The 18,806-nt window shown below is 63.6% G+C and carries 20 protein-coding genes and 1 tRNA gene; 4 read left to right on the top strand and 17 right to left on the bottom strand.

Features of this window, described 5'->3' with window-relative positions; genetic code table 11:
* Positions 1-56: 56 nt before the first annotated feature.
* From hisS to H146_RS19215, 10 genes are all read right to left on the bottom strand, one after another.
* Positions 57-1,355, bottom strand: a complete 1,299-nt coding sequence (hisS, locus tag H146_RS0111680) for a histidine--tRNA ligase (RefSeq protein WP_019952057.1) — start codon at positions 1,353-1,355, stop codon at positions 57-59.
* A gap of 53 nt (positions 1,356-1,408) precedes the next feature.
* Positions 1,409-2,521 carry a flavodoxin-dependent (E)-4-hydroxy-3-methylbut-2-enyl-diphosphate synthase gene (gene ispG, locus H146_RS0111675; RefSeq protein ID WP_019952056.1) on the bottom strand — a complete coding sequence of 371 codons (1,113 nt, stop codon included), beginning with the start codon at positions 2,519-2,521 and terminating at the stop codon, positions 1,409-1,411.
* Positions 2,522-2,527: 6 nt separating this feature from the next.
* Complete coding sequence (locus tag H146_RS0111670) at positions 2,528-3,529, bottom strand: RodZ domain-containing protein (protein ID WP_019952055.1); 1,002 nt, start codon at positions 3,527-3,529, stop codon at positions 2,528-2,530.
* Positions 3,530-3,596: 67 nt separating this feature from the next.
* Positions 3,597-4,283 carry a tetratricopeptide repeat protein gene (locus H146_RS19220; protein WP_019952054.1) on the bottom strand — a complete coding sequence of 229 codons (687 nt, stop codon included), beginning with the start codon at positions 4,281-4,283 and terminating at the stop codon, positions 3,597-3,599.
* 118 nt (positions 4,284-4,401) lie between these two features.
* On the bottom strand, positions 4,402-5,535 hold the full coding sequence (rlmN, locus tag H146_RS0111660) for a dual-specificity RNA methyltransferase RlmN (RefSeq protein ID WP_019952053.1): 1,134 nt from the start codon (positions 5,533-5,535) through the stop codon (positions 4,402-4,404).
* Between the two features lie 142 nt (positions 5,536-5,677).
* A complete protein-coding gene (gene ndk / locus H146_RS0111655; RefSeq protein ID WP_019952052.1) occupies positions 5,678-6,106 on the bottom strand; it encodes a nucleoside-diphosphate kinase in 429 nt (142 codons plus the stop codon).
* 178 nt (positions 6,107-6,284) lie between these two features.
* Positions 6,285-6,611, bottom strand: coding sequence for a HesB/IscA family protein (locus tag H146_RS0111645; RefSeq protein ID WP_019952050.1), 327 nt, complete (start codon positions 6,609-6,611; stop codon positions 6,285-6,287).
* A 67-nt stretch (positions 6,612-6,678) separates the two neighbouring features.
* Positions 6,679-7,836 (bottom strand): aminotransferase class V-fold PLP-dependent enzyme, encoded by a 1,158-nt coding sequence (locus H146_RS0111640; protein WP_019952049.1) that lies wholly within the window; start codon positions 7,834-7,836, stop codon positions 6,679-6,681.
* 48 nt (positions 7,837-7,884) lie between these two features.
* Positions 7,885-8,361, bottom strand: a complete 477-nt coding sequence (gene iscR, locus H146_RS0111635) for a Fe-S cluster assembly transcriptional regulator IscR (protein ID WP_019952048.1) — start codon at positions 8,359-8,361, stop codon at positions 7,885-7,887.
* Positions 8,362-8,418: 57 nt separating this feature from the next.
* The gene (locus H146_RS19215) at positions 8,419-9,216 is read right to left on the bottom strand and encodes an RNA methyltransferase (protein WP_019952047.1); all 798 of its coding nucleotides are present in this window, start codon (positions 9,214-9,216) and stop codon (positions 8,419-8,421) included.
* 195 nt (positions 9,217-9,411) lie between these two features.
* Between H146_RS19215 and H146_RS0111625 the strand changes: the two genes are divergently transcribed.
* Positions 9,412-10,230, top strand: a complete 819-nt coding sequence (locus H146_RS0111625; protein WP_019952046.1) for an inositol monophosphatase family protein — start codon at positions 9,412-9,414, stop codon at positions 10,228-10,230.
* A gap of 106 nt (positions 10,231-10,336) precedes the next feature.
* Here H146_RS0111625 and secF read toward each other — a convergent pair whose 3' ends face one another.
* The 5 genes from secF to queA form a co-directional block, all read right to left on the bottom strand.
* Positions 10,337-11,245, bottom strand: a complete 909-nt coding sequence (secF, locus tag H146_RS0111620; RefSeq protein WP_019952045.1) for a protein translocase subunit SecF — start codon at positions 11,243-11,245, stop codon at positions 10,337-10,339.
* A gap of 13 nt (positions 11,246-11,258) precedes the next feature.
* Positions 11,259-13,103 carry a protein translocase subunit SecD gene (gene secD / locus H146_RS0111615; RefSeq protein WP_019952044.1) on the bottom strand — a complete coding sequence of 615 codons (1,845 nt, stop codon included), beginning with the start codon at positions 13,101-13,103 and terminating at the stop codon, positions 11,259-11,261.
* Between the two features lie 229 nt (positions 13,104-13,332).
* Positions 13,333-13,671 (bottom strand): preprotein translocase subunit YajC, encoded by a 339-nt coding sequence (gene yajC / locus H146_RS0111610; protein ID WP_026351932.1) that lies wholly within the window; start codon positions 13,669-13,671, stop codon positions 13,333-13,335.
* 69 nt (positions 13,672-13,740) lie between these two features.
* On the bottom strand, positions 13,741-14,859 hold the full coding sequence (tgt, locus tag H146_RS0111605; protein ID WP_019952042.1) for a tRNA guanosine(34) transglycosylase Tgt: 1,119 nt from the start codon (positions 14,857-14,859) through the stop codon (positions 13,741-13,743).
* Positions 14,860-14,917: 58 nt separating this feature from the next.
* Positions 14,918-15,949 (bottom strand): tRNA preQ1(34) S-adenosylmethionine ribosyltransferase-isomerase QueA, encoded by a 1,032-nt coding sequence (gene queA, locus H146_RS0111600; RefSeq protein ID WP_019952041.1) that lies wholly within the window; start codon positions 15,947-15,949, stop codon positions 14,918-14,920.
* Positions 15,950-16,061: 112 nt separating this feature from the next.
* Between queA and H146_RS0111595 the strand changes: the two genes are divergently transcribed.
* From H146_RS0111595 to H146_RS22335, 3 genes are all read left to right on the top strand, one after another.
* Positions 16,062-16,149 (top strand) — tRNA-Leu (locus H146_RS0111595).
* 156 nt (positions 16,150-16,305) lie between these two features.
* Entirely contained in the window at positions 16,306-16,998 is a 693-nt protein-coding gene (locus H146_RS0111590; RefSeq protein WP_019952040.1) for a Crp/Fnr family transcriptional regulator, read from the top strand.
* Positions 16,999-17,044: 46 nt separating this feature from the next.
* On the top strand, positions 17,045-17,179 hold the full coding sequence (locus H146_RS22335) for a hypothetical protein (RefSeq protein ID WP_019952039.1): 135 nt from the start codon (positions 17,045-17,047) through the stop codon (positions 17,177-17,179).
* Between the two features lie 27 nt (positions 17,180-17,206).
* On the opposite strand, the gene H146_RS0111580 is transcribed toward H146_RS22335, so the two are convergent.
* Both H146_RS0111580 and H146_RS19210 read right to left on the bottom strand, forming a co-directional pair.
* Complete coding sequence (locus H146_RS0111580) at positions 17,207-17,644, bottom strand: universal stress protein (protein WP_019952038.1); 438 nt, start codon at positions 17,642-17,644, stop codon at positions 17,207-17,209.
* Positions 17,645-17,831: 187 nt separating this feature from the next.
* Positions 17,832-18,182 carry a glycine zipper domain-containing protein gene (locus H146_RS19210; RefSeq protein WP_019952037.1) on the bottom strand — a complete coding sequence of 117 codons (351 nt, stop codon included), beginning with the start codon at positions 18,180-18,182 and terminating at the stop codon, positions 17,832-17,834.
* Between the last annotated feature and the right edge of the window lie 624 nt (positions 18,183-18,806).

The following is an 18,806-nucleotide window of genomic DNA, read 5'->3' as shown; positions in this document are numbered from 1 at the left end:
GTTATCGCTGCGTCGGTGAGTCCTGATGCCAGGTCAGAACATCGCTGTTGCAGCGCTTATAGCGCAGCCGGGCGCGCTTCGATCCACTGCGCCAGGCGCGCCACCAGCGCATCGCTGTCAAGAAGCTGCTGGGGGTCGTCACCGCGCAGATCCTTGAGCGCCACCACGCCATCGGCCAGCTCCTGTTCGCCGACAACGGCGGCAAAACGAGCGTGGCTGCGGTCGGCGCGCTTGAACTGGCTCTTGAGGCTGCCGCCGCCGCAGTGTACCTGTACGCGAAGCGAGGGCAAGCGGCTGCGCAGGGTTTCGGCCATCTTCAGCAGATGCAGGTCGATGTCTTCGCCCTGACCCATCAAATAGACATCCAGCACGTCCTCGGCGGCGGCGGGCATCAGGTCGAGGGTTTCCAGCAGCAATATCAGCCGTTCGACGCCCATGGCAAAGCCTACCGCGGGCGTCGGGCGGCCGCCCAGCTGTTCGACCAGGCCGTCGTAGCGGCCACCGGCACAGACCGTGCCCTGGCTGCCCAGTGCGGTGGTGGTCCACTCGAAGACGGTGCGCGAGTAGTAGTCGAGCCCGCGCACCAGGCGGGGATTGACGACGTAGTCGATGCCCAGTGCTTCGAGGCGCCGTTTGAGCCCTTCGAAGTGGGCCACCGAGTCGTCGTCGAGGTGGTCGATCAGCCTCGGCGCCGCCTCGATCAGTCCCTGCATGTCGGGGTTTTTGCTGTCGAGGATGCGCAGCGGGTTGCTGTCCAGCCGCCGGCGGGCGTCGTCGTCGAGCTCGTCGAGGTGGTGGTTGAAATACGCCACCAGCTTCGCGCGATAGGCGTGGCGCGCCTCCAGCGACCCCAGCGAGTTGATCTCCAGCCGTACGTGCTCGCGAAGCCCCAGCGCCTGCCACAGCCGCGCCGAAAGGGCGATCACTTCGGCGTCGATATCCGGCCCCTCGAGGCCGAAGGTCTCGACTCCGACCTGATGGAACTGGCGATAGCGTCCCTTTTGCGGTCGCTCGTGGCGGAACATGGGCCCGGCGTACCACAGTCGCTGCGTCTGGTGGTGTAAAAGCCCGTTCTCGATCGCCGCGCGTACGATAGCGGCGGTACCTTCCGGGCGCAGCGACAGGCTGTCGCCGTTACGGTCGTCGAAGGTGTACATCTCCTTTTCGACGATATCGGTCACTTCACCGATCGAACGGCTGAACAGAGCGGTCTGCTCGAGCATCGGGGTACGGATTTCGAGATAGCCGTACTGCTGCATCAGGGTACGGATCTGCCCTTCGAAATACTGCCAGAGCGGCGAGCGCTCCGGCAGCAGGTCGTTCATGCCTCGGATGGCCTGTAGCTTGCTGGACATTACGCTGATTTATCTTCTCTGTTGCCCCTGTCGGGCGGGGGAGCGCTCGGCACTCAGCTGCGGGTAATGACGTCCTTGTCTTCGGCTTCCTTGCGCGCTGCCCGCTCGCGGATCAGCCGTTCGAGGTCGTCGACGAGGGTGTCGTTGCGCAGCTTCTGCGCCGGCTTGCCGTCGATATAGATGAGGTTGTTGGGGCTGCCGCCGGTCAGTCCCAGGTCGGACTCCTTCGCCTCGCCGGGGCCGTTGACCACGCAGCCGATCACCGCCACGTCGAGCGGCGTCATGAGGTCGTCGAGGCGCTCCTCGAGCTGGTTCATGGTGCCGATGACGTCGAAATTCTGCCGCGAACAGCTGGGGCAGGCGATGAAGTTGATGCCTCTGGAGCGCAGCCGCAGGCTCTTGAGGATATCGTAGCCGACCTTGATCTCTTCCACCGGATCGGCGGCCAGCGAGATGCGCAGGGTATCGCCGATACCGTCCATCAGCAGCGCGCCAAGGCCGATCGAGGATTTGACCGTACCGCTGCGCAGGCCACCGGCTTCGGTGATACCCAGATGCAGCGGCTGCTCGATGCGATCGGCAATGCCGCGATAGGCGGCGACTGCCATGAAGACGTCGCTGGCCTTGAGCGACACCTTGAAGTCATGAAAGTCGAGGCGATCGAGATAGTCGATGTGGCGCAGCGCCGACTCGACCAGTGCTTCGGCGGTCGGCTCGCCGTACTTCTTTTGCAGGTCCTTTTCCAGCGAACCGGCGTTGACGCCGATGCGGATCGGAATGCCGTTGTCGCGAGCGGCCTGTACCACGGCGTGAACGCGATCCTCGCGGCCGATGTTGCCGGGGTTGATGCGCAGGCAGTCGGCGCCCAGTTCGGCAACCCGCAGGGCGATGCGATAGTCGAAGTGGATATCGGTGACCAGCGGCACCGAGGTGCGCTGCTTGATTTTGCCGAACGCCTCGGCGGCGTCCATATCCGGCACCGAGACGCGCACGATGTCGCCACCGGCGGCAGCGATACGCTCGATCTGATCGACGGTGGCGTCGACATCGAGGGTATCGGTGTTGGTCATGCTCTGTACCGAGATGGGGGCATCACCACCCACCGGAACGTTACCGACGTGAATCAGACGCGAGCGGCGCCGATTGATCGGGGACTGGCTGAACATGATAAATCACTCCCCAAGGGTAAAGCGGGCGACGTTATTGCCACCAGTATACTGTGACAGATCAACGCTTTCGCCTCTGTATTCGAGTGCCACCTGGCTGGCGTTGCCGACCGTCAGCGTGAACGGCGGTGTCCCTTCGATGGTGGCTGACGTACCGCCCTGCTGCAAACCGCGCAGCACGGTAGTGCCGTTGGCGTCGCGCACATCGACCCAGGATTGACCGTTGAAGGTCATGGCCAGCGCCGGCACGTTGGCGGCCTCGCCATCGCCTTGCTGATCGCCGTCACCGCTGCCGTCATCGACAAGCCCACCGGTGGCGCCGTTGCGTCCCTCGGGGGTGTCCACCTGCAGTTGGCCGGGAGCCGGTTCAGCGGCGTCGCTCACTACCTGCTCGGCGGGGCCGGTATTGACGATGAAGGTCTGCTCACCCGGCGATGCTGCCGGCGTCTGCGTCGACATGTCGGTGGTGTCGTTCGAGGTCGCATTGTTTGCGATGTTGCCGGATTCGGGCAGCGGTGGCAGATCGCTGTCGCTCGTGACGCTCGGGTTGCTGCCCTGTTCGACGCCAACGCTCTCCTCGTCACCGTAGCCCGGGGCACTCTCGCGCCCTTCCCACCATAGCAGCGTCATGCCGATCAGCACGACCACCACGATGAGGCTGAAGACGCGGAACAGGATGGCGCCCCAGCGCGTGGGCGGCTTGATGGTGTTGACCGGCTCGACACGGCGCTCGTCGAGGTCGCTGCGACCGTGCACCCGATCGTAGGCGGCCACCACGGCGCGATCGTCGATGCCCAGCATTCGGGCGTAGGCCCGCAGGTAGCCGCGCCGGTAGGTGGGCACCGGCACCTGTTCATAGTTGTCGCGCTCCAGATCGGCGACCAGCGAGGGGCGCAGATTGAGCTGTTCGGCGGCGTCTTCCAGCGACATACGCTGCCGTTCGCGCTCCTCGCTCAGCATGGCGCCCGGGCTGGAATCCTGCTGGGTGGAGACGTTGGGTTCGCTCATGGATAGTCCTTGTTCGATATTGGCCCGACGCGCAGTGCTGTCGTGTTTGCCGGCCGCGGAGAGACGCTCATGGTGCGGTCTCCATCATGGCGAGGCGACGTGCCAGCTGTCGGCTCTGTTCGCTGTCACCGCCAAGCTGTGTATAGCGGCGCAGAGCGATGCGTGAGGCATCGGGATTTTGTAGCTGAAATTCGCTTGCGGCCAGTCCCAGCCAGCCGCGAGTCTGGCCGGGGTCGATCTGCACCGCGCGCTGCCAGGCGTCGCGTGCCGCCCGGGTCTGATCAAGTTGCGTTCGGCACTGCCCCAGATTGGCAAAAAGCTGAGCGCGGCGCTCGTATTCGAGGTCGTTGCTGGCCCGCTCCAGCTGGTCACACGCCTCGGCGATATGTCCTTCGGCGAACAGGAAGGTGGCGTAGTTGTTGCGCGCCCGGGTAAAGCCGGGACGCTGGTCGAGCGCGCGGCGGAAATAGCGGTCGGCAACCTGCTCCTCGCCCTGGCGCTGATAAATCAGCGCCAGTCCCTGCAGCGCGTCGGGGTCAGCGGGGGAGAGGGCGATGGCGCGCTCCAGCGCCTGCTGGGCACGCTCGATATCGTCGCGCTGCAGATAGGCCAGTCCCAGCCGGCTCCAGGCCGAGGCGGGGGAGTCGGCGGCGTCGCGCGTCGTTCCGCCCGGACCGGCGCAGCCGACAAGTGCTGTCAGAAACAGCAGGCCGGCGACAAGTCTGTAGATGCTGGGGCGAAACAGGGCGTTCATCGCTTTTCGCACACGGGAAAAAGGAAAACAGGTGGCACGCCATCGTGCCGGCGTCGACCATCAAAGCGCCGCACTCTGCTCAAGTCAAGCCGGAGGCTGTGGCGCAACGACCCGGGCATCAGGAAGCGTCGAGCTGAACGGCCTTGATGTAGCGCTCGGCACGCCGGGTACGGTCCTTCACTCGGCCCACCAGTTGACCACAGGCGGCGTCGATATCATCACCCCTGGTGGTGCGCACCGGCGCCGTATGGCCCAGTTCGTAGAGCCACTGCTGAAAGCGCATCACCTGGTTGCGCGAGGGCTTTTCGTAGCCGGAGTGGGGAAAGGGGTTGAAGGGAATCAGATTGATCTTGCAGGGCAGATCGCCCAGCACTGCGGCCAGCTCCTCGGCGTGATGCTGCTGATCGTTGACCCCCTTGATCAGGGTGTACTCGATGGTAATGCGGCGCGTCGCTTCGCACTTGTCGAGGTAGCGGCGGCAGGCGTCGAGCAGGGTAGCGATGTTGTACTTGCGGTTGAGCGGTACCAGTTCGTTGCGCAGCTCGTCGTTGGCAGCGTGCAGCGAGATGGCCAGCGCCACGTCGATCTCGTCGCCCATCCGGTCGATCATCGGTACCACCCCGGAAGTGGAGAGGGTGACGCGGCGCTTGGAGAGACCGTAGCCGCTGTCGTCGAGCATCAGCTGCATCGCCGGCAGTACGTTCGAGTAGTTCAGAAGCGGCTCGCCCATGCCCATCATTACCACATTGGTCACCGCGCGGCGGCCGTCGTCGTGCCCCATGCGGCCGCCGGCGCTGGCCTGGGCGATCCACAGCTGGCCGATGATCTCGGCGGCGCTTAGGTTGCGCTGAAAGCCCTGCTTGCCGGTGGAGCAGAAGCTGCAGTCGAGCGAGCAGCCCACCTGGGAGGAGACGCACAGGGTGCGGCGGTGGCCGTTGTCGGTGGGGATCAGCACCGTCTCGACGAAGCTGCCGTCCTCGACCTCCAGCACCCACTTCTGTGTGCCATCCTCCGAGCGGCCTTCATAGACCACTTGCGGGCCGCGGATTTCAGCAATGGTGGCGAGCTTGTCGCGCAGCGCCTTCGACAGGTTGGTCATCTGTGCGAAATCGTCCACGCCTTCGTGATGGATCCATTTCATCACCTGAGCGGCGCGGAATTTTTTCTCGCCGTGCTCGATGAAAAACTGCTCCATCTGATGGCGAGAGAGGCCCAGCAGATTGACGCGGGCTTGCGAGGTGGTCTGTGTCATGACAGCAATTCCCTCCGCTGAGGGTAAAAGTACAAAGCACTGAGTAAACGACTGAAGCACCGGGCTTCAGCGGTTGACGCAGTGCTCTTGCAAACGACAACGAGGGCTATCCGCGACGGGCGCGGATAGTCCCTGTGGCGGTTCAGCCGCGCGGGCAGATCTCGTCGGCGGCGAAGAAGTAGTCGATTTCGCGCTCTGCGGACTCGGGAGAGTCGGAGCCATGCACCGCATTGGCGTCGATGGAGCTGGCGAAGTCGGCACGAATGGTGCCCGCTTCGGCCTTTTTGGGGTCGGTGGCGCCCATCAGATCGCGGTTTTTGGCGATGGCGTTGTCGCCCTCGAGCACCTGCACGACCACCGGGCCGGAGGTCATGAAGCCCACCAGGTCATTGAAGAAGGGGCGCTCGCGGTGCTCGGCATAGAAACCTTCGGCCTTCTCCTGCGAGAGGTGCAGCATCTTGCAGGCCACCACGGCCAGGCCGGCCTTCTCGAAGCGGGCGATGATGTCGCCGATGGCGTTTTTGCCCACTGCGTCCGGCTTGATGATGGAGAGGGTGCGTTGCTGTGCCATGAAAGGCTCCTTGCCAGTACTGAATGGGGCTACCCGAAAGCGTCGCCGTTGCGTCGGGTGCGGTATCTCGTGACGCCGATATCGAACGAGCGCATCAGACGCTCGGCCGCGGCGAAAAGCGCGCCATTATAGCCGGCTGTGCGCTGACATGCATCCGCCGCGCCCTGATCGACGGGTGTCAGACGCTGAAGCTCTCGCCGCAGCCGCACTCGTCGCGCACGTTGGGATTGTTGAAGCGAAAGAAGCGGTTCAGACCTTCACTGACGTAGTCCACCTCGGTGCCGTCGAGCACGTTGAGCGCCTCGTGGTCGACGATAACGCGCACGCCGTGCTCCTCGAAAACTTCGTCGCCGGTTTCGACGCGGTCGGCGAAATCGAGCACGTAGCTGTAGCCGGAGCAGCCGCTGGGTTTGACCGCGACGCGCAGCCCCTCGCCGCTGCCGCGCTCGTCGAGCACGTGGCGAATTTGATGGGCGGCGGCTTCGGAAATGGTGATCCGGGCCATGCTGGTCTCCTCCCGGTAGATCGTAAAAAGTGGCGGTAGTGGTTGCGTTAAAAATGGTCGTGGCGGCCTATGCGCTCTCGCGCTGTCTCAGCGACCCCAGTGCCTGACCGAGTTCGTTGAGTGCCCGGTCGATATCATTTTCAGTGGTGAAGCGCCCGAAGCTGAAGCGGATCGAGGCCAGCGCGCGGTCGCGCGGCACGCCGATGCCGGTCAGCACGTAGGAGGGGTCGACGCTGGCCGAATTACAGGCCGAGCCGGTCGATACCGCCAGGCCGCGCAGCGCCATCAGCAGTGATTCGCCGTCGACGCCCTCGCAGCCGATGTTGAGAATATGCGGTACCCGTTCACCCTGTGCGGCGTTGATCCACACCCCATCGAGTGCGTTCAAGCCGTGGCAGAAGCGTTCGCTCAGTGCCCTCACATGGCGCATATCGCTGTCGCACTGCTGCTCGATCAGCGAGATCGCCTCGCCCATGCCGACGATCTGATGGGTCGCCAGGGTGCCCGAGCGCATACCGCGCTCATGACCACCGCCGTGGATCAGGGCCTCGAGCCGCACGCCGCGGCGCACGAAAAGCGCGCCGATGCCCTTGGGTCCGTAGGCCTTGTGCGCCGACAGTGACAGCAGGTCGATGGGCAGTGTGCCGACATCGAGCGATACTCGCCCGGCGGCCTGGGCGGCATCGACGTGAAAGGCAACGCCGTGTTCGGCGCAGATAGCGCCCAGCGCTGCGAGATCGTTGATGCTGCCCAGCTCGTTGTTGACCGCCATCAGCGACACCAGCACGGTATCCTCGCGCAGGGCGTCGGCAAGGTGCCGCGGGTCGATGCTGCCGTCGCTTCGCGGCGTCAGACGGGTTACTTCGAAACCCTCACGCTCCAGCGCGGTGGCGCTGTCGAGCACCGCCTTGTGTTCGATCGCCGAGGTGATCAGGTGCGTGCCGCGGGCGCGGTTGGCGCGCATGTAGCCGATCAGCGCCAGGTTGTCGGCCTCGGTAGCCCCCGAGGTCCAGACGATCTCGCGCGGGTCGGCGCCGATCAGATCGCTGACCCGGCGACGTGCGCTCTCCACCGCCTGCTCCGCCAGCCAGCCCGCCATGTGGCTGCGGGAGGCGGGGTTGGCGAAGGTGCCGTCGAGGGTGAGATGGCGCGCCATCACTTCCGCCACGCGCGGATCGACCGGTGTGGTGGCGGCGTAATCGAGATAGACGGGCTGTGCGTTCATGAGCAGTTGTCCTGGCGAAATGGCGGGCCGCAGCGGGCGCCGGCAAGATCAGGTTTCAGCCGTCGGCACCAGTCGTATGGCCTCTTCCTCGTGGCCGGTCTGTCGACCCGCGATAGCGCGTACGTCGCGTCGCGCCATCAGCTCATCGAGGGTGATCGCATCGAGAAAGTCGTGAATGGCGTCCGACAGGTCACTCCATAGATAGTGCGTCAGGCAGGTATCGCCCTGCTGGCAGTCGCCGGCGCCCTGACAGCGGGTCGCATCGACCGACTCGTTGACCGCGTCGATCACCCGCGCCACCGAAATCTGTGCCGGCGGATGGGCCAGCAGATAGCCGCCGCCGGGACCGCGCACGCTGCTCACCAGCCCCTGGCGCCGCAGACGGGCAAACAGCTGCTCCAGATACGAAAGCGAGATCTGCTGGCGCGTCGAAATATCGGCGAGGCTGATGGGCGAGCCGTTGCCGTGCAGCGCCAGATCGAGCATGGCGGTGACGGCGTAGCGGCCCCGGGTCGTCAAGCGCATGGTCGGGATCCACTGGCTATATCAAAGCACAATTATGCGTATTCCCGAGCGATGCGGTCAACAATGGCGCCGGCTGCTGTCGCCGGTGGCGGTGGCTTCCGAGCGCCGAGCCAGGCGGTCGACGCGACCCAGAATGCCGCGCAGGATGTTGATCTCCATGGCGTCCGGGCGGCTGCGCAGAAAGAGTCGGCGCAGTCGTGCCATCAATTGGCGCGGGTTGCGCGGGTCGTGGAAGCCGATGTCGATCAGGGTACGCTCGAGATGCGTGAAAAAGCGTTCGGTATCGTCATGGCCGGCAAGCGGGTTGTCCCACTCGACGCCGAACGGCGCCGGGTGCCGATCAGACGCGGGCTGCTGTGTGCTCAGCCAGGCCTGGCGGCATTCGTAGGCGAGCACCTGAACGGCGGCGGCCAGGTTCAGCGAGCTGTAGGTTTCCGAGGTGGGAATATGTACGTGGCTGTGGCAGCGCTGCAGTTCCTCGTTGGAAAGCCCGCTATCCTCGCGACCGAAGACCAGCGCCACGCTGTCCGTGCCGGCCTGCATCTCGCCCGGCAGGCGGTCGGCGAGCTGGCGCGGCGAGCACAGTGGCCAGGGCAGGTGGCGTGAGCGGGCGCTGGCGCCTACCACCCAGTGGCAGTCGGCCACTGCCGCTTCAAGGGTCTCCAGCGTCGGTGTGGTGTCCAGAATATCGTCGGCGCCGGAAGCGCGCGACACCGACTCAGGGGTTATCCCTTCACAGCGTGGTGCCACCAGCACCAGCCGCGACAGCCCCATGGTTTTCATCGCCCGGGCAGCGGCGCCAATATTGCCGGGGTGACTGGTGCCGATCAAAACGATCTTGATGCGCTCGAGCATTGACCTGCCTTGCCTGTCCTGAATGAGGTTGTTGAAAGCCGTCACGCGCCTGTAAAAGGCGCAGGGCTGGCTGCCCGGTGCGGGCTCTGATAGGATCAGCGGCCCATTTTATCGGCGTGCGCCGGCAATGGAAGAACGGCGCACCACACTTTTCTCGATCGCTCTTTAAAAGCTCTCATCACCCGAGGACTTTCCATGCATCCGATGGTCCAGTTTGCCCTGCGCGCGCTGCGCGGCGCCCAGGAGCAGTTCGTTCGCGTTCGCGACCGCCTCGATATCGCTCGCGAGGACAACACCCTTGACGCCCTGCTGGCCGATGCGGCAAGCCGCGCCGAGCGCCATATCGCCGGTCAGTTTGCCCGTGGCTACCCCGAACACGGTCTTTCCGGTCGCTATATCGGCTGGCAGGAGGGGCGCGGCGAAGGGCGTGACTACCACTGGAAGGTCGAGCTCTTTCACGGCTACACCAATCTCGCTGCCGGCACCTCGGGCTGCGCGCTGTCGGTGGTGTGCCTCTACAAGGGGCGTCCGGAGCACGCGGTGGTGATCTCGCCCTTCACTGACGATGAATATCTGATCAGCCGCGGCCGCGGCGCGCATCACAACGATCGCCGCATGCGGGTGCCGTCGCGCCACGCGATCGACGGCACACGTGTGGCGCTGGGGCTGCCGGAGAGCTGGATGCGCGAACGCTGGTTCACCACCTGGCAAACCCTGACCGCTCAGCTGGGCAAACGGGTCGAGGCGCTGCGCGCTTCCGGCTGTCCGCTGATCGATATGCTGGAGCTGTGCGATGGCCGTCTCGATGCCGCCTTCGTGTTGGGGCTCGACGAGCAGGACCTGAATATCACATCGCTGGCGCTCAAGGAGTGCGGAGCGCTCTCCGGAACGCCGAACGGCTCACCGCAGATCGTCGAGGAGGGCGCGCTGATGGCCGCCTCGCCGCGTCTTTTCAAGCAGCTGGTGCAGACGCTGGGCAGCCTGACTGCGACGCTGGATCCGGGGCCCGCCTGAATTCCCGCCAGCTGGCGTAAATCGAAAGGGCCCGTCCGGCACTGCCGGGCGGGCCCTTTTGCTTTTGCGTTGCGCAGCACGGCTGGCGCCTGCGCGAAGACGCCGTTCAGGGCGCCTCGTCGTCGACCGCGTTCTCCTTCTGCGCCGGAATCAGATCCTCGCGCTCCAGGTGTACCAACAGCAGCATGGCGGCAGCGACGTAGATCGACGAGAAGGTGCCCAGCACCACGCCGACGATCAGCGCCAGCGAGAAGTTGTGGATCATGTCGCCGCCGAGAAAGAACAGCGCCAGCAGCACCAGCAGGGTGGTCCCCGAGGTGGAGAGGGTGCGCGACAGGGTCTGGTTGATGGCCTCGTTGAAGATTTTCACCAGGTCATTGGACTGGGAGCGGCGGATGTTTTCGCGGATGCGGTCATAGACGATGATGGTGTCGTTGAGCGAATAGCCGATCACTGCCAGCACCGCGGCCAGCACGGTGAGATCGAAATCCAGCCCCAGCAGGGCGAAAAAGCCCAGCAGGATCACCACGTCGTGGCCCAGCGAGATCAGCGCGCCGAGAGCGAACTTGTACTGGAAGCGGAAGGCGACATAGAGCGCCACCACGCCCAGCGCAATCAGCATGCCCAGCCCGCTCTGATCGCGCAGCTGATCGCCGACCTGAGCGCCGACATACTCGGCGCGCACCAGCTCGACCGAGTTACCGGCACTGCGCAGGGCATCGACGACCTGGGTGCCGACGCCCTCGTCGAAGCTCTGCTGCAGGCGCACCAGAATGTCGGTGTTGGCGCCGAAGGTCTGCACCGAGAAGTTGCCGAAATCGCCTTCTTCGAGACGCTCGCGCACCTGGTCGAGCTGCGGGGCGTTCTGGTAACGCACCTCGACCTGAGTGCCGCCGGTGAAGTCGAGCCCCAGATTGAGCCCCTTGAAGGTCAGCGCGCCGAGGGCGACCACCGCCAGGATGATCGATACCGCGTAGGCGATGCGGCGTTTGCCCATGAAATCTATCTGCGTCATCTTCGCGCTCTCCTCAGATCCAGAGCTTCTTGATCGACTTGCCACCCACGCTCAGGTTGGTAATGGCGCGACTGACCATCACAGCGGTGAACACCGAGGTGATAATACCCAGCGACAGGGTGACGGCGAAGCCGCGCACCGGTCCGGTGCCGATCGAGAACAGAATGACCGCCACCAGCAGGGTGGTGATGTTGGCGTCGACGATGGAGGTGAAGGCGCGCTCGTAGCCGGCGTGGATCGCCTGCTGTATCGGTCGCGCGCGCAGCTCTTCGCGAATGCGCTCGAAGATCAGCACGTTGGCGTCCACCGCCATGCCCAGCGTAAGCACGATACCGGCGATGCCGGGTAGCGTCAGAGTAGCGCCGAGCACCGACATGGCGGCGATCAGCAATACCAGATTGACCGCCAGCGACAGGTTGGCGATTACCCCGAAGGCCTTGTAGCGGGCGATCATGAAGGCGACTACCAGCAGCAGGCCGACAATGACGGAAATGACGCCGCGCTCGATGTTCTGCTGGCCGAGGCTGGGGCCGATGGTACGCTCCTGGGCGAAGTAGATCGGTGCCGCCAGCGAGCCGGAGCGCAGCAGCAGCGACAGTTCGCGCGCCTCGGCGGGGGAGTCCAGCCCGGTGATGCGGAACTGGTTGCCCAGTGCGCTCTGGATGGTGGCCAGACTGATGATGCCGCGCTCGGTGTAGGGCACCCGCTCGGTGACCTGCTCGCCATTTTTCATCACTGTGCGGTCACGGGTACGGTGCTCGATATAGAGCACCGCCATATTACGGCCGATATTGGCGCGGCTGGCGCGGTTCATCTGGCTGCCGCCCTGGCCGTCGAGGTTGATGTTGACCTGCGGCCGGCCGCTCTCATCGAAGGAGGTACTGGCGTTGGAGACGCGGTCACCGGTGATGATGACGTCACGCTCCAGTGCGGCGCGGCGGCTGTCATCATTGCGGAAGGAGAACGTCTGGCGCTGATCTTCCGGCGTGCTGTCGGTCGCTTCGAGGCGGAACTCGAGGTTGGCGGTGGCGCCGACGATACGCTTGGCCTCGGCGGTATCCTGCACCCCCGGCAGCTCGACCACGATGCGATTGGGCCCCTGGCGCTGTACCAGCGGCTCGGAAACCCCCAGCTCGTTGACGCGATTGCGCAGGGTAGTGAGGTTCTGGTTGATGGCGTAGTCCTGAATTTCGCTGACCGCCTGCGGGTTGAGCGACAGCGTCAGGCCCGGACGTCCCTCGTCGGTATTGCTGAAGCTGTAGTTCTGATACTGCGAGGCGAGCAGCGAACGCGCCCGGTCGCGGTCCGCTTCACTGGCGAAGCTGAACGACAGGGTCTGATCGCTCGCTTCGCTGTCGCGATAGCGAATGCCCTCGCTGCGCAGGGTGTCGCGCATGGCGCTGGCGTTGAGCTCAAGGCGCTGTTCGATGGCAGCGTCCATATCCACTTCCAGCAGGAAGTGCACACCGCCGCGCAGATCGAGGCCGAGATTCATCGGCTTGGCGCCGATGGCACGCAGCCACTGCGGCGTGGAGTCGGCAAGGTTGAGCGCTACCGTGTACTGCTGGCCCAGCAGCTCGCCGGCGATATCGCGGGCTCTGGTCTGCTGATTGTCACTGGCGAGCCTGAACAGACCGGTGCCGTTATCGATACTGCGCGACGCGACGTTGATGCCGGCATCCTCCAGGGCCCGGGCGACGCGGTTCATCTCGTCGCCGCTCACCGTGGCGCTGGCGTTGGCGCCGCTGATCTGGATGGCGGGGTCCTTGGGGTATAGATTCGGCAGCGCGTAAAGCACGCCCACAATGATCACGAGAAGTATCAGCAGATACTTCCATAATGGATAGCGGTTGAGCATCGGGGCCCTGTCCTGATTGGCGGTGTACTCGAAAGAGCTCGTGGGAAGATCGGCGGTTGGCGGCGAGCGGGGCTGGAAAGCCCTTCAGGACGCGACGTTACCGTCGATAGCCACGGGGCTCGACCGATGACCGGCGCCATCTGTCGAGCCCCGCTGCGCCCCGGAGATGTGTCGCCCGGGCGCTGTGAATGGCGATTTCCGGCGGCCATTCAGCTGCTGCTGAAAAGTCTCAGATCGACTTCAGCGTACCCTTGGGGAGCACGTTGACGACAGAGCTTTTCTGCACGTTGACTTCGGTGCCCTCGGCGATCTCCATGCTGATGAACTCGTCGCCCACCTGGGTCAGGCGGCCCATCAGGCCACCGCTGATGGTGACCTCGTCGCCCCTGGAAAGTTCCGACATCAGCTTCTTGTGCGCCTTGGCGCGTTTGGACTGCGGGCGCCACAGCAGGAAGTAGAAGATCAGCACAAAACCGACCAGCATGACGATCTGGGCGATGGCGCCACCACCACCGGCGGCACCGGCGCCGCCCTCGGCCATGGCGGCCGGAATCAGAAATTCGAGCATGAAATGTCCTCGGAATAGCTCTTGTTCAATCATGTCGGATAGGGCATCCGACGCGGCGTCGACGCTCCTTCAATCGGCCAGCGCCGGGGTGTCGAGCCCCCGGCGGGCGTAGAACGCCGCCACGAAGTCCGCCAATGTACCCGCTTCGATAGCCCTGCGCAAACCGCTCATCAGACGCTGATAATGTCGCAGGTTGTGGATGGTATTGAGCTGGGCGCCGAGCATCTCGCCGCAGCGATCGAGATGGTGTAGATAGCTGCGGGAGAAGTGCCGACAGGTGTAGCAGTCGCAGCCCGGCTCCAGTGGCCCGGTATCGTGACGATGTGTCGCATTACGGATGCGAACCACGCCATCGAAGGTAAACAGATGGCCGTTGCGCGCATTGCGGGTGGGCATCACGCAGTCGAACATGTCGATGCCGCGACGTACGCCTTCGACCAGGTCCTCCGGGCGCCCCACGCCCATCAGATAGCGCGGCTTGTGCGCCGGCATCAGGCCGGGCAGATAGTCGAGCATGGCGATCATCTCCTCCTTCGGCTCGCCCACCGACAGCCCGCCGATCGCCATGCCGTCAAAGCCGATCTCCTCGAGTCCGGCCAGCGACTTCTCGCGCAGCTCGCGGTACATGCCGCCCTGAATGATGCCGAACAGCGCCGCCGGGGAGTCACCGTGGGCGTCGAAGGAGCGCTTTGCCCAGCGCAGCGACATGGCCATCGAGCGCTCGGCTTCTTCGAAGCTGGCCGGCCAGGGCGTGCACTCGTCGAAGATCATCACGACGTCCGAACCCAGCGCGCGCTGCACCGCCATTGACTCTTCGGGTCCCATGAAAACCTTCGCGCCGTCTACCGGCGAGCGGAAGTGCACGCCGGCCTCGGTAATTTTGCGCATCTCACCCAGCGAGAAGACCTGAAAACCGCCGGAGTCGGTCAGGATTGGCCGCTGCCACTGCGAAAAGTCGTGCAGGTCACCGTGCGCCTCGATCACTTCGGTGCCCGGGCGTAGCCAGAGGTGAAAGGTGTTGCCAAGGATGATATCGGCGCCGGTATTTTCGACCTCCGGCGGTGTCATGCCCTTGACCGTGCCGTAGGTGCCTACCGGCATGAAGGCCGGCGTCTCCACCGTGCCGCGCGGGAAGGTGAGGCGACCACGGCGGGCGCGGCCGTCTTCAGCGATGCGCGTAAAGCGCATGAAGCATTCGTTTCTCATCAAAGCTCTGCTTGCGATTCTGCCGGAATGGTGTGCGGGCTCATTGATCGGCGCGGGTCAGATACATGGCATCGCCGTAGCTGAAAAAGGCGTAGCCGTCGGCGACGGCCTCACGATAGGCGCGCATCACGCTGTCGTGGCCGGCAAAAGACGCGACCAGCATCAGCAGTGTCGATTCCGGCAGGTGGAAGTTGGTCACCAGTGCATCGACGCAGCGCCAGCGATAGCCCGGGTAGATGAAAATATCGGTATCGCCGCTGAAGGCGCCAATGTCGCCAGTGCTGGCGGCCGTTTCAAGGCAGCGCACGCTGGTGGTGCCCACGGCGATGACGCGATTGCCCCGTTGCCTGGTAGTACGTACCTGTTCGGCGACGGTTTCACTCACCTCGATCCACTCACTGTGCATGGCGTGTTCGGTGATATCGTCGACCCGCACCGGCTGGAAGGTACCCGCACCCACATGGAGGGTGACGAAGGCCTGTTCGATGCCGCGGCGAGACATCTCCGCCATCATTGCATCGTCGAAATGCAGCCCCGCAGTGGGCGCCGCCACCGCACCGTCGCGACGGGCGTAGACCGTCTGGTAGCGTTCGCGATCCGAGGCCTCGTCGGCGCGCTCGATGTAGGGCGGCAGCGGCATGTGGCCGTGTGCTTCCAGCAGCGCAATCAGCGGCGTGTCGCCCTCGAAGCGCAGCTCGAAGAGCGCCTCGCGGCGGCCCTCGACCACCGCGACGATGCCGCCCTCGAAGGCCAGCCGTGTGCCGACCGCCGGCGCGCGGCTGGCACGCAGGTGGGCCAGTCCACGATGGGGATCGAGTGGGCGTTCGAGCAGCATCTCGACGCGCCCGCCGCTTGCCTTGTGGCCGAACAGGCGGGCGGGAATGACGCGGGTATCGTTGAACACCACCAGGTCGCCCGGCGCGAGATGGTTGAGCAGATCGGTAAAGCGTTGGTGGGCCAGAGCACCGCTGGTGCCGTCGACGCACAGCAGGCGGCAGTCGCTGCGCTGCTCGGTGGGGTAGCGGGCGATCAGTTCATCGGGCAGGTCGAAGTGAAAATCGGCGCGCTGCATGAAAGTCCGAAGCGAGATGAAGTTAAAGAAGGGCGCATGATACCCGGGACGTTTGGCGGCGTCATTGACGTGTCGATGGCGCCTCGTATAATACGTGGCGCATCAGGCGCCGGCCGGTGTGGCGAAATTGGTAGACGCAGCGGATTCAAAATCCGCCGGACTAATACTCCGTGTCGGTTCGAGTCCGACCACCGGCACCAGCGCTTCGAAAAGCGTCGGTTCCCGCTACTGACGTCCTGCTTGCTTTCCTGCTCGTTGCCAGCGATTGTGACCCCGGCTATCAGGGTGCCAGCATAATATGACCTGATAACTGATATAAATTTCCGGGGGCAGTCCCAATGGCGCATAAGAGCTGCATGGTTCGGCATTTTCAGTATTTCACCAGGCTCGGTCAGCTCGAGGTCGATTTACTGTCAGCGCTGGAAAAATCGCCCGAAAAGGTGGCGGCCGGCAAGTTGATGTGGAAGGAGGGCGATCCCTCCGAGGAGATGGCGGTACTCAGCAAGGGCTGGGCATTCAGCAGCTACACGCTGGAAGATGGCAGTCGCATGATTCTTGATATCTTTCTGCCCGGCGATGTGATCGGTCTACGCGAGTTCTCGGCCAGAACGCATCAGGCCAATGTCGAAACCGTCACCGAATGCACCCTGTGTCGCTTTCCGCTGCGCCATCTCGATGACATCTTCGAAAACTCGCCGCGTCTGACCCACACTTTTTTCTCCATTGCCGCAACACAGCAGTCGATGCTGGTCGAGCGCATGATCAACCTCGGTCGACGCAGCGCCCAGACACGGTTGAGCCACTTCATCTGCGAAATGCGAAGCCGGCTCTCCCGCACCAACCCCGATCTCGAGAAGGACTTCCGTCTGCCCCTTTCACAGCAAATGCTGGCGGACACCATGGGGTTGACCCCGGTACACGTCAGTCGGGTCTTCACCCAGCTGCGAGAGAAGGGGCTGGTCTATCGTGATCGCCACCAGGTCTCCATTCCCGATCTCGACCGGCTGATCGGTTTTGCCGACTTCGACGGCAGTTATCTGCGCATGTAGCCCGGCCGGCCGTTATTCATTCCTGATTCATCAAGTGGAGTCATTCATGAGCGAGGGTGTGCTGCAGTTTTTCTTTATCACTTCCGGCGCCATTCTGACGCTACTGTTCTTCCCGCTGATTGTGATGATCGGCTGGAAGACCTTCCGGCGCTGGCAGAAGGAACGCCACCAGCGCCATTGAGTCAGACCCCTTTCGAGGCCACGTTGATCAGCTCACCGTAATGACGCGACAGGCGGCGTGATGATTAACATATCGCGATACGCTGCCACCCATCATTTCCGCCACATGGCCGAGGCCGCGGTGGCCCATGACGATAGCGTCGACATCATGTCGCCTGGCCTGATCCAGGATGGCCTCGGCGGGTTTACCGTCGACGATCAGTGTTTCGGTGACGATGCCGGCAAGATCAAGTGTCCCAATAGCGGTGTTGACGATCTGCAGGCCGGCTTCGCGAAAGCTCTCCGGCGTCTCGTTGATACTGCTGGCCCCGGTCTGGCGCCCCAGTGCATCCTCGGCGGGCAGATGCGAGGGCACATGTATCAGATAGAGTTTTGCGCCGGAACCACGCGCCAGCTGCAGGGCGACTTCCAGCGCCTTGTTGGCGTTACCCGAACCATCGATGGCAACGAGCATTGAACGATACATGAGACGTCTCCTCTTCTCTGTCGGGCAGATTGAAAGGTATTCGTATCCTGCACTAACAGTATAAAACATCGAGCTTCGGCCGTGGCCCGAGTGGGAGAGTCATGATGTCGCTGCGAGTGTGCCTGTATAGCGGCAGAGCGCTATCCGCCGCCCGGGGGCGGCGGATGAGTGGTTGGTGCGGGGGAGGTCAGAATTTGCCGCGTCCCAGCAGCACACCGGCAACCACGCCGACAGCCACACCGGCACCGATGTAGGCCCAGGCGTTTTCATGCACATGGCGATCAATATCGCGTGCGCTCTCTTCCGTCATCGCCCAGGCGCGCTGACCTTCGTCGCCGAGGCGGTCGCGGGTACGGTTCCAGTGTTTACTGACGTCGTCGCCGGCGCTGCGCACGCGGTCGCGCATACGTCGACCGCTGCTCTCCAGTTCGTCCTCATAGCGTGCCAGTGCCTGCGCTCCGCGACGGTTCAGCTCCGACTCGTAGTCCTTGAGTCGGCGCCGCACTTTTTGTTCGTTGGAAGAAGAAAATATACCCATGGATGGTCCTCCGTTGACGTGGGTAGCGCAGCGACAGCGGCATCGGCCGATGTCGAATCGGGTCATATCAATCTGAAAGCGTAGTCAGCCAGCCTGTGCTTTTCGAGGGGCTGATGGGTTTGTGACCATAACGCTGTCAGGAGTACAGCTAAGGAACCACTGCATAAATGCCTGCACGAGCGAATGACTACGTTGCGCGGTACTGGTGCGCCAGCCCGGTCGAAGACTCGCCTAACCCCATGTTATGTCTCGTCTTCTGCGTTCCGTGCGCCTTGCCCTTCATCTTGTTCGGCGATTTATTCAGCGCTTCCCTAATGTACAGTAAAGCAGGTGCTGTGCACGACCCGATTTCTATCAGGGTGATTGTAAAATAAATCAGCACGATAGCCCCTGAAAACTGGACAATTCTTTTACAGCTGGCAGAATATGGATAGACAGCAGGACGTTGGGCTCGTCGCTTGCCGAGCCGTCCGGCTGTTCCTTTCATTTCATCGTGATGGCTTTCTTTCGGGCTTCGCTTGCGAAGCCTTTTTTTATACAAGGGTGGTAATGCCGGTAAGCTGCTCTGTCCCACTACTGCGTCCTTCCACAAGATGATGTTCCGCACCTGCCCCGGACAGGCTG

The sequence above is a fragment of the Kushneria aurantia DSM 21353 genome, from assembly GCF_000382245.1.
Taxonomy (GTDB): Bacteria; Pseudomonadota; Gammaproteobacteria; order Pseudomonadales; family Halomonadaceae; genus Kushneria; species Kushneria aurantia.
The sequence above is the reverse complement of the archived record's forward strand: the minus strand, read 5'-3'. Positions and strand labels throughout refer to the sequence as shown.

Excerpts from the sequence above, each read along its gene's own strand:
- hisS (WP_019952057.1), bottom strand. The coding sequence starts at position 1,355 with ATGTCCAGCAAGCTACAGGCCATCCGAGGCATGAACGACCTGCTGCCG.
- ispG (WP_019952056.1), bottom strand. The coding sequence starts at position 2,521 with ATGTTCAGCCAGTCCCCGATCAATCGGCGCCGCTCGCGTCTGATTCAC.
- H146_RS0111670 (WP_019952055.1), bottom strand. The coding sequence starts at position 3,529 with ATGAGCGAACCCAACGTCTCCACCCAGCAGGATTCCAGCCCGGGCGCC.
- H146_RS19220 (WP_019952054.1), bottom strand. The coding sequence starts at position 4,283 with ATGAACGCCCTGTTTCGCCCCAGCATCTACAGACTTGTCGCCGGCCTG.
- rlmN (WP_019952053.1), bottom strand. The coding sequence starts at position 5,535 with ATGACACAGACCACCTCGCAAGCCCGCGTCAATCTGCTGGGCCTCTCT.
- ndk (WP_019952052.1), bottom strand. The coding sequence starts at position 6,106 with ATGGCACAGCAACGCACCCTCTCCATCATCAAGCCGGACGCAGTGGGC.
- H146_RS0111645 (WP_019952050.1), bottom strand. The coding sequence starts at position 6,611 with ATGGCCCGGATCACCATTTCCGAAGCCGCCGCCCATCAAATTCGCCAC.
- H146_RS0111640 (WP_019952049.1), bottom strand. The coding sequence starts at position 7,836 with ATGAACGCACAGCCCGTCTATCTCGATTACGCCGCCACCACACCGGTC.
- iscR (WP_019952048.1), bottom strand. The coding sequence starts at position 8,361 with ATGCGCTTGACGACCCGGGGCCGCTACGCCGTCACCGCCATGCTCGAT.
- H146_RS19215 (WP_019952047.1), bottom strand. The coding sequence starts at position 9,216 with ATGCTCGAGCGCATCAAGATCGTTTTGATCGGCACCAGTCACCCCGGC.
- H146_RS0111625 (WP_019952046.1), top strand. The coding sequence starts at position 9,412 with ATGCATCCGATGGTCCAGTTTGCCCTGCGCGCGCTGCGCGGCGCCCAG.
- secF (WP_019952045.1), bottom strand. The coding sequence starts at position 11,245 with ATGACGCAGATAGATTTCATGGGCAAACGCCGCATCGCCTACGCGGTA.
- secD (WP_019952044.1), bottom strand. The coding sequence starts at position 13,103 with ATGCTCAACCGCTATCCATTATGGAAGTATCTGCTGATACTTCTCGTG.
- yajC (WP_026351932.1), bottom strand. The coding sequence starts at position 13,671 with ATGCTCGAATTTCTGATTCCGGCCGCCATGGCCGAGGGCGGCGCCGGT.
- tgt (WP_019952042.1), bottom strand. The coding sequence starts at position 14,859 with ATGCGCTTTACGCGCATCGCTGAAGACGGCCGCGCCCGCCGTGGTCGC.
- queA (WP_019952041.1), bottom strand. The coding sequence starts at position 15,949 with ATGCAGCGCGCCGATTTTCACTTCGACCTGCCCGATGAACTGATCGCC.
- H146_RS0111590 (WP_019952040.1), top strand. The coding sequence starts at position 16,306 with ATGGTTCGGCATTTTCAGTATTTCACCAGGCTCGGTCAGCTCGAGGTC.
- H146_RS22335 (WP_019952039.1), top strand. The coding sequence starts at position 17,045 with ATGAGCGAGGGTGTGCTGCAGTTTTTCTTTATCACTTCCGGCGCCATT.
- H146_RS0111580 (WP_019952038.1), bottom strand. The coding sequence starts at position 17,644 with ATGTATCGTTCAATGCTCGTTGCCATCGATGGTTCGGGTAACGCCAAC.
- H146_RS19210 (WP_019952037.1), bottom strand. The coding sequence starts at position 18,182 with ATGGGTATATTTTCTTCTTCCAACGAACAAAAAGTGCGGCGCCGACTC.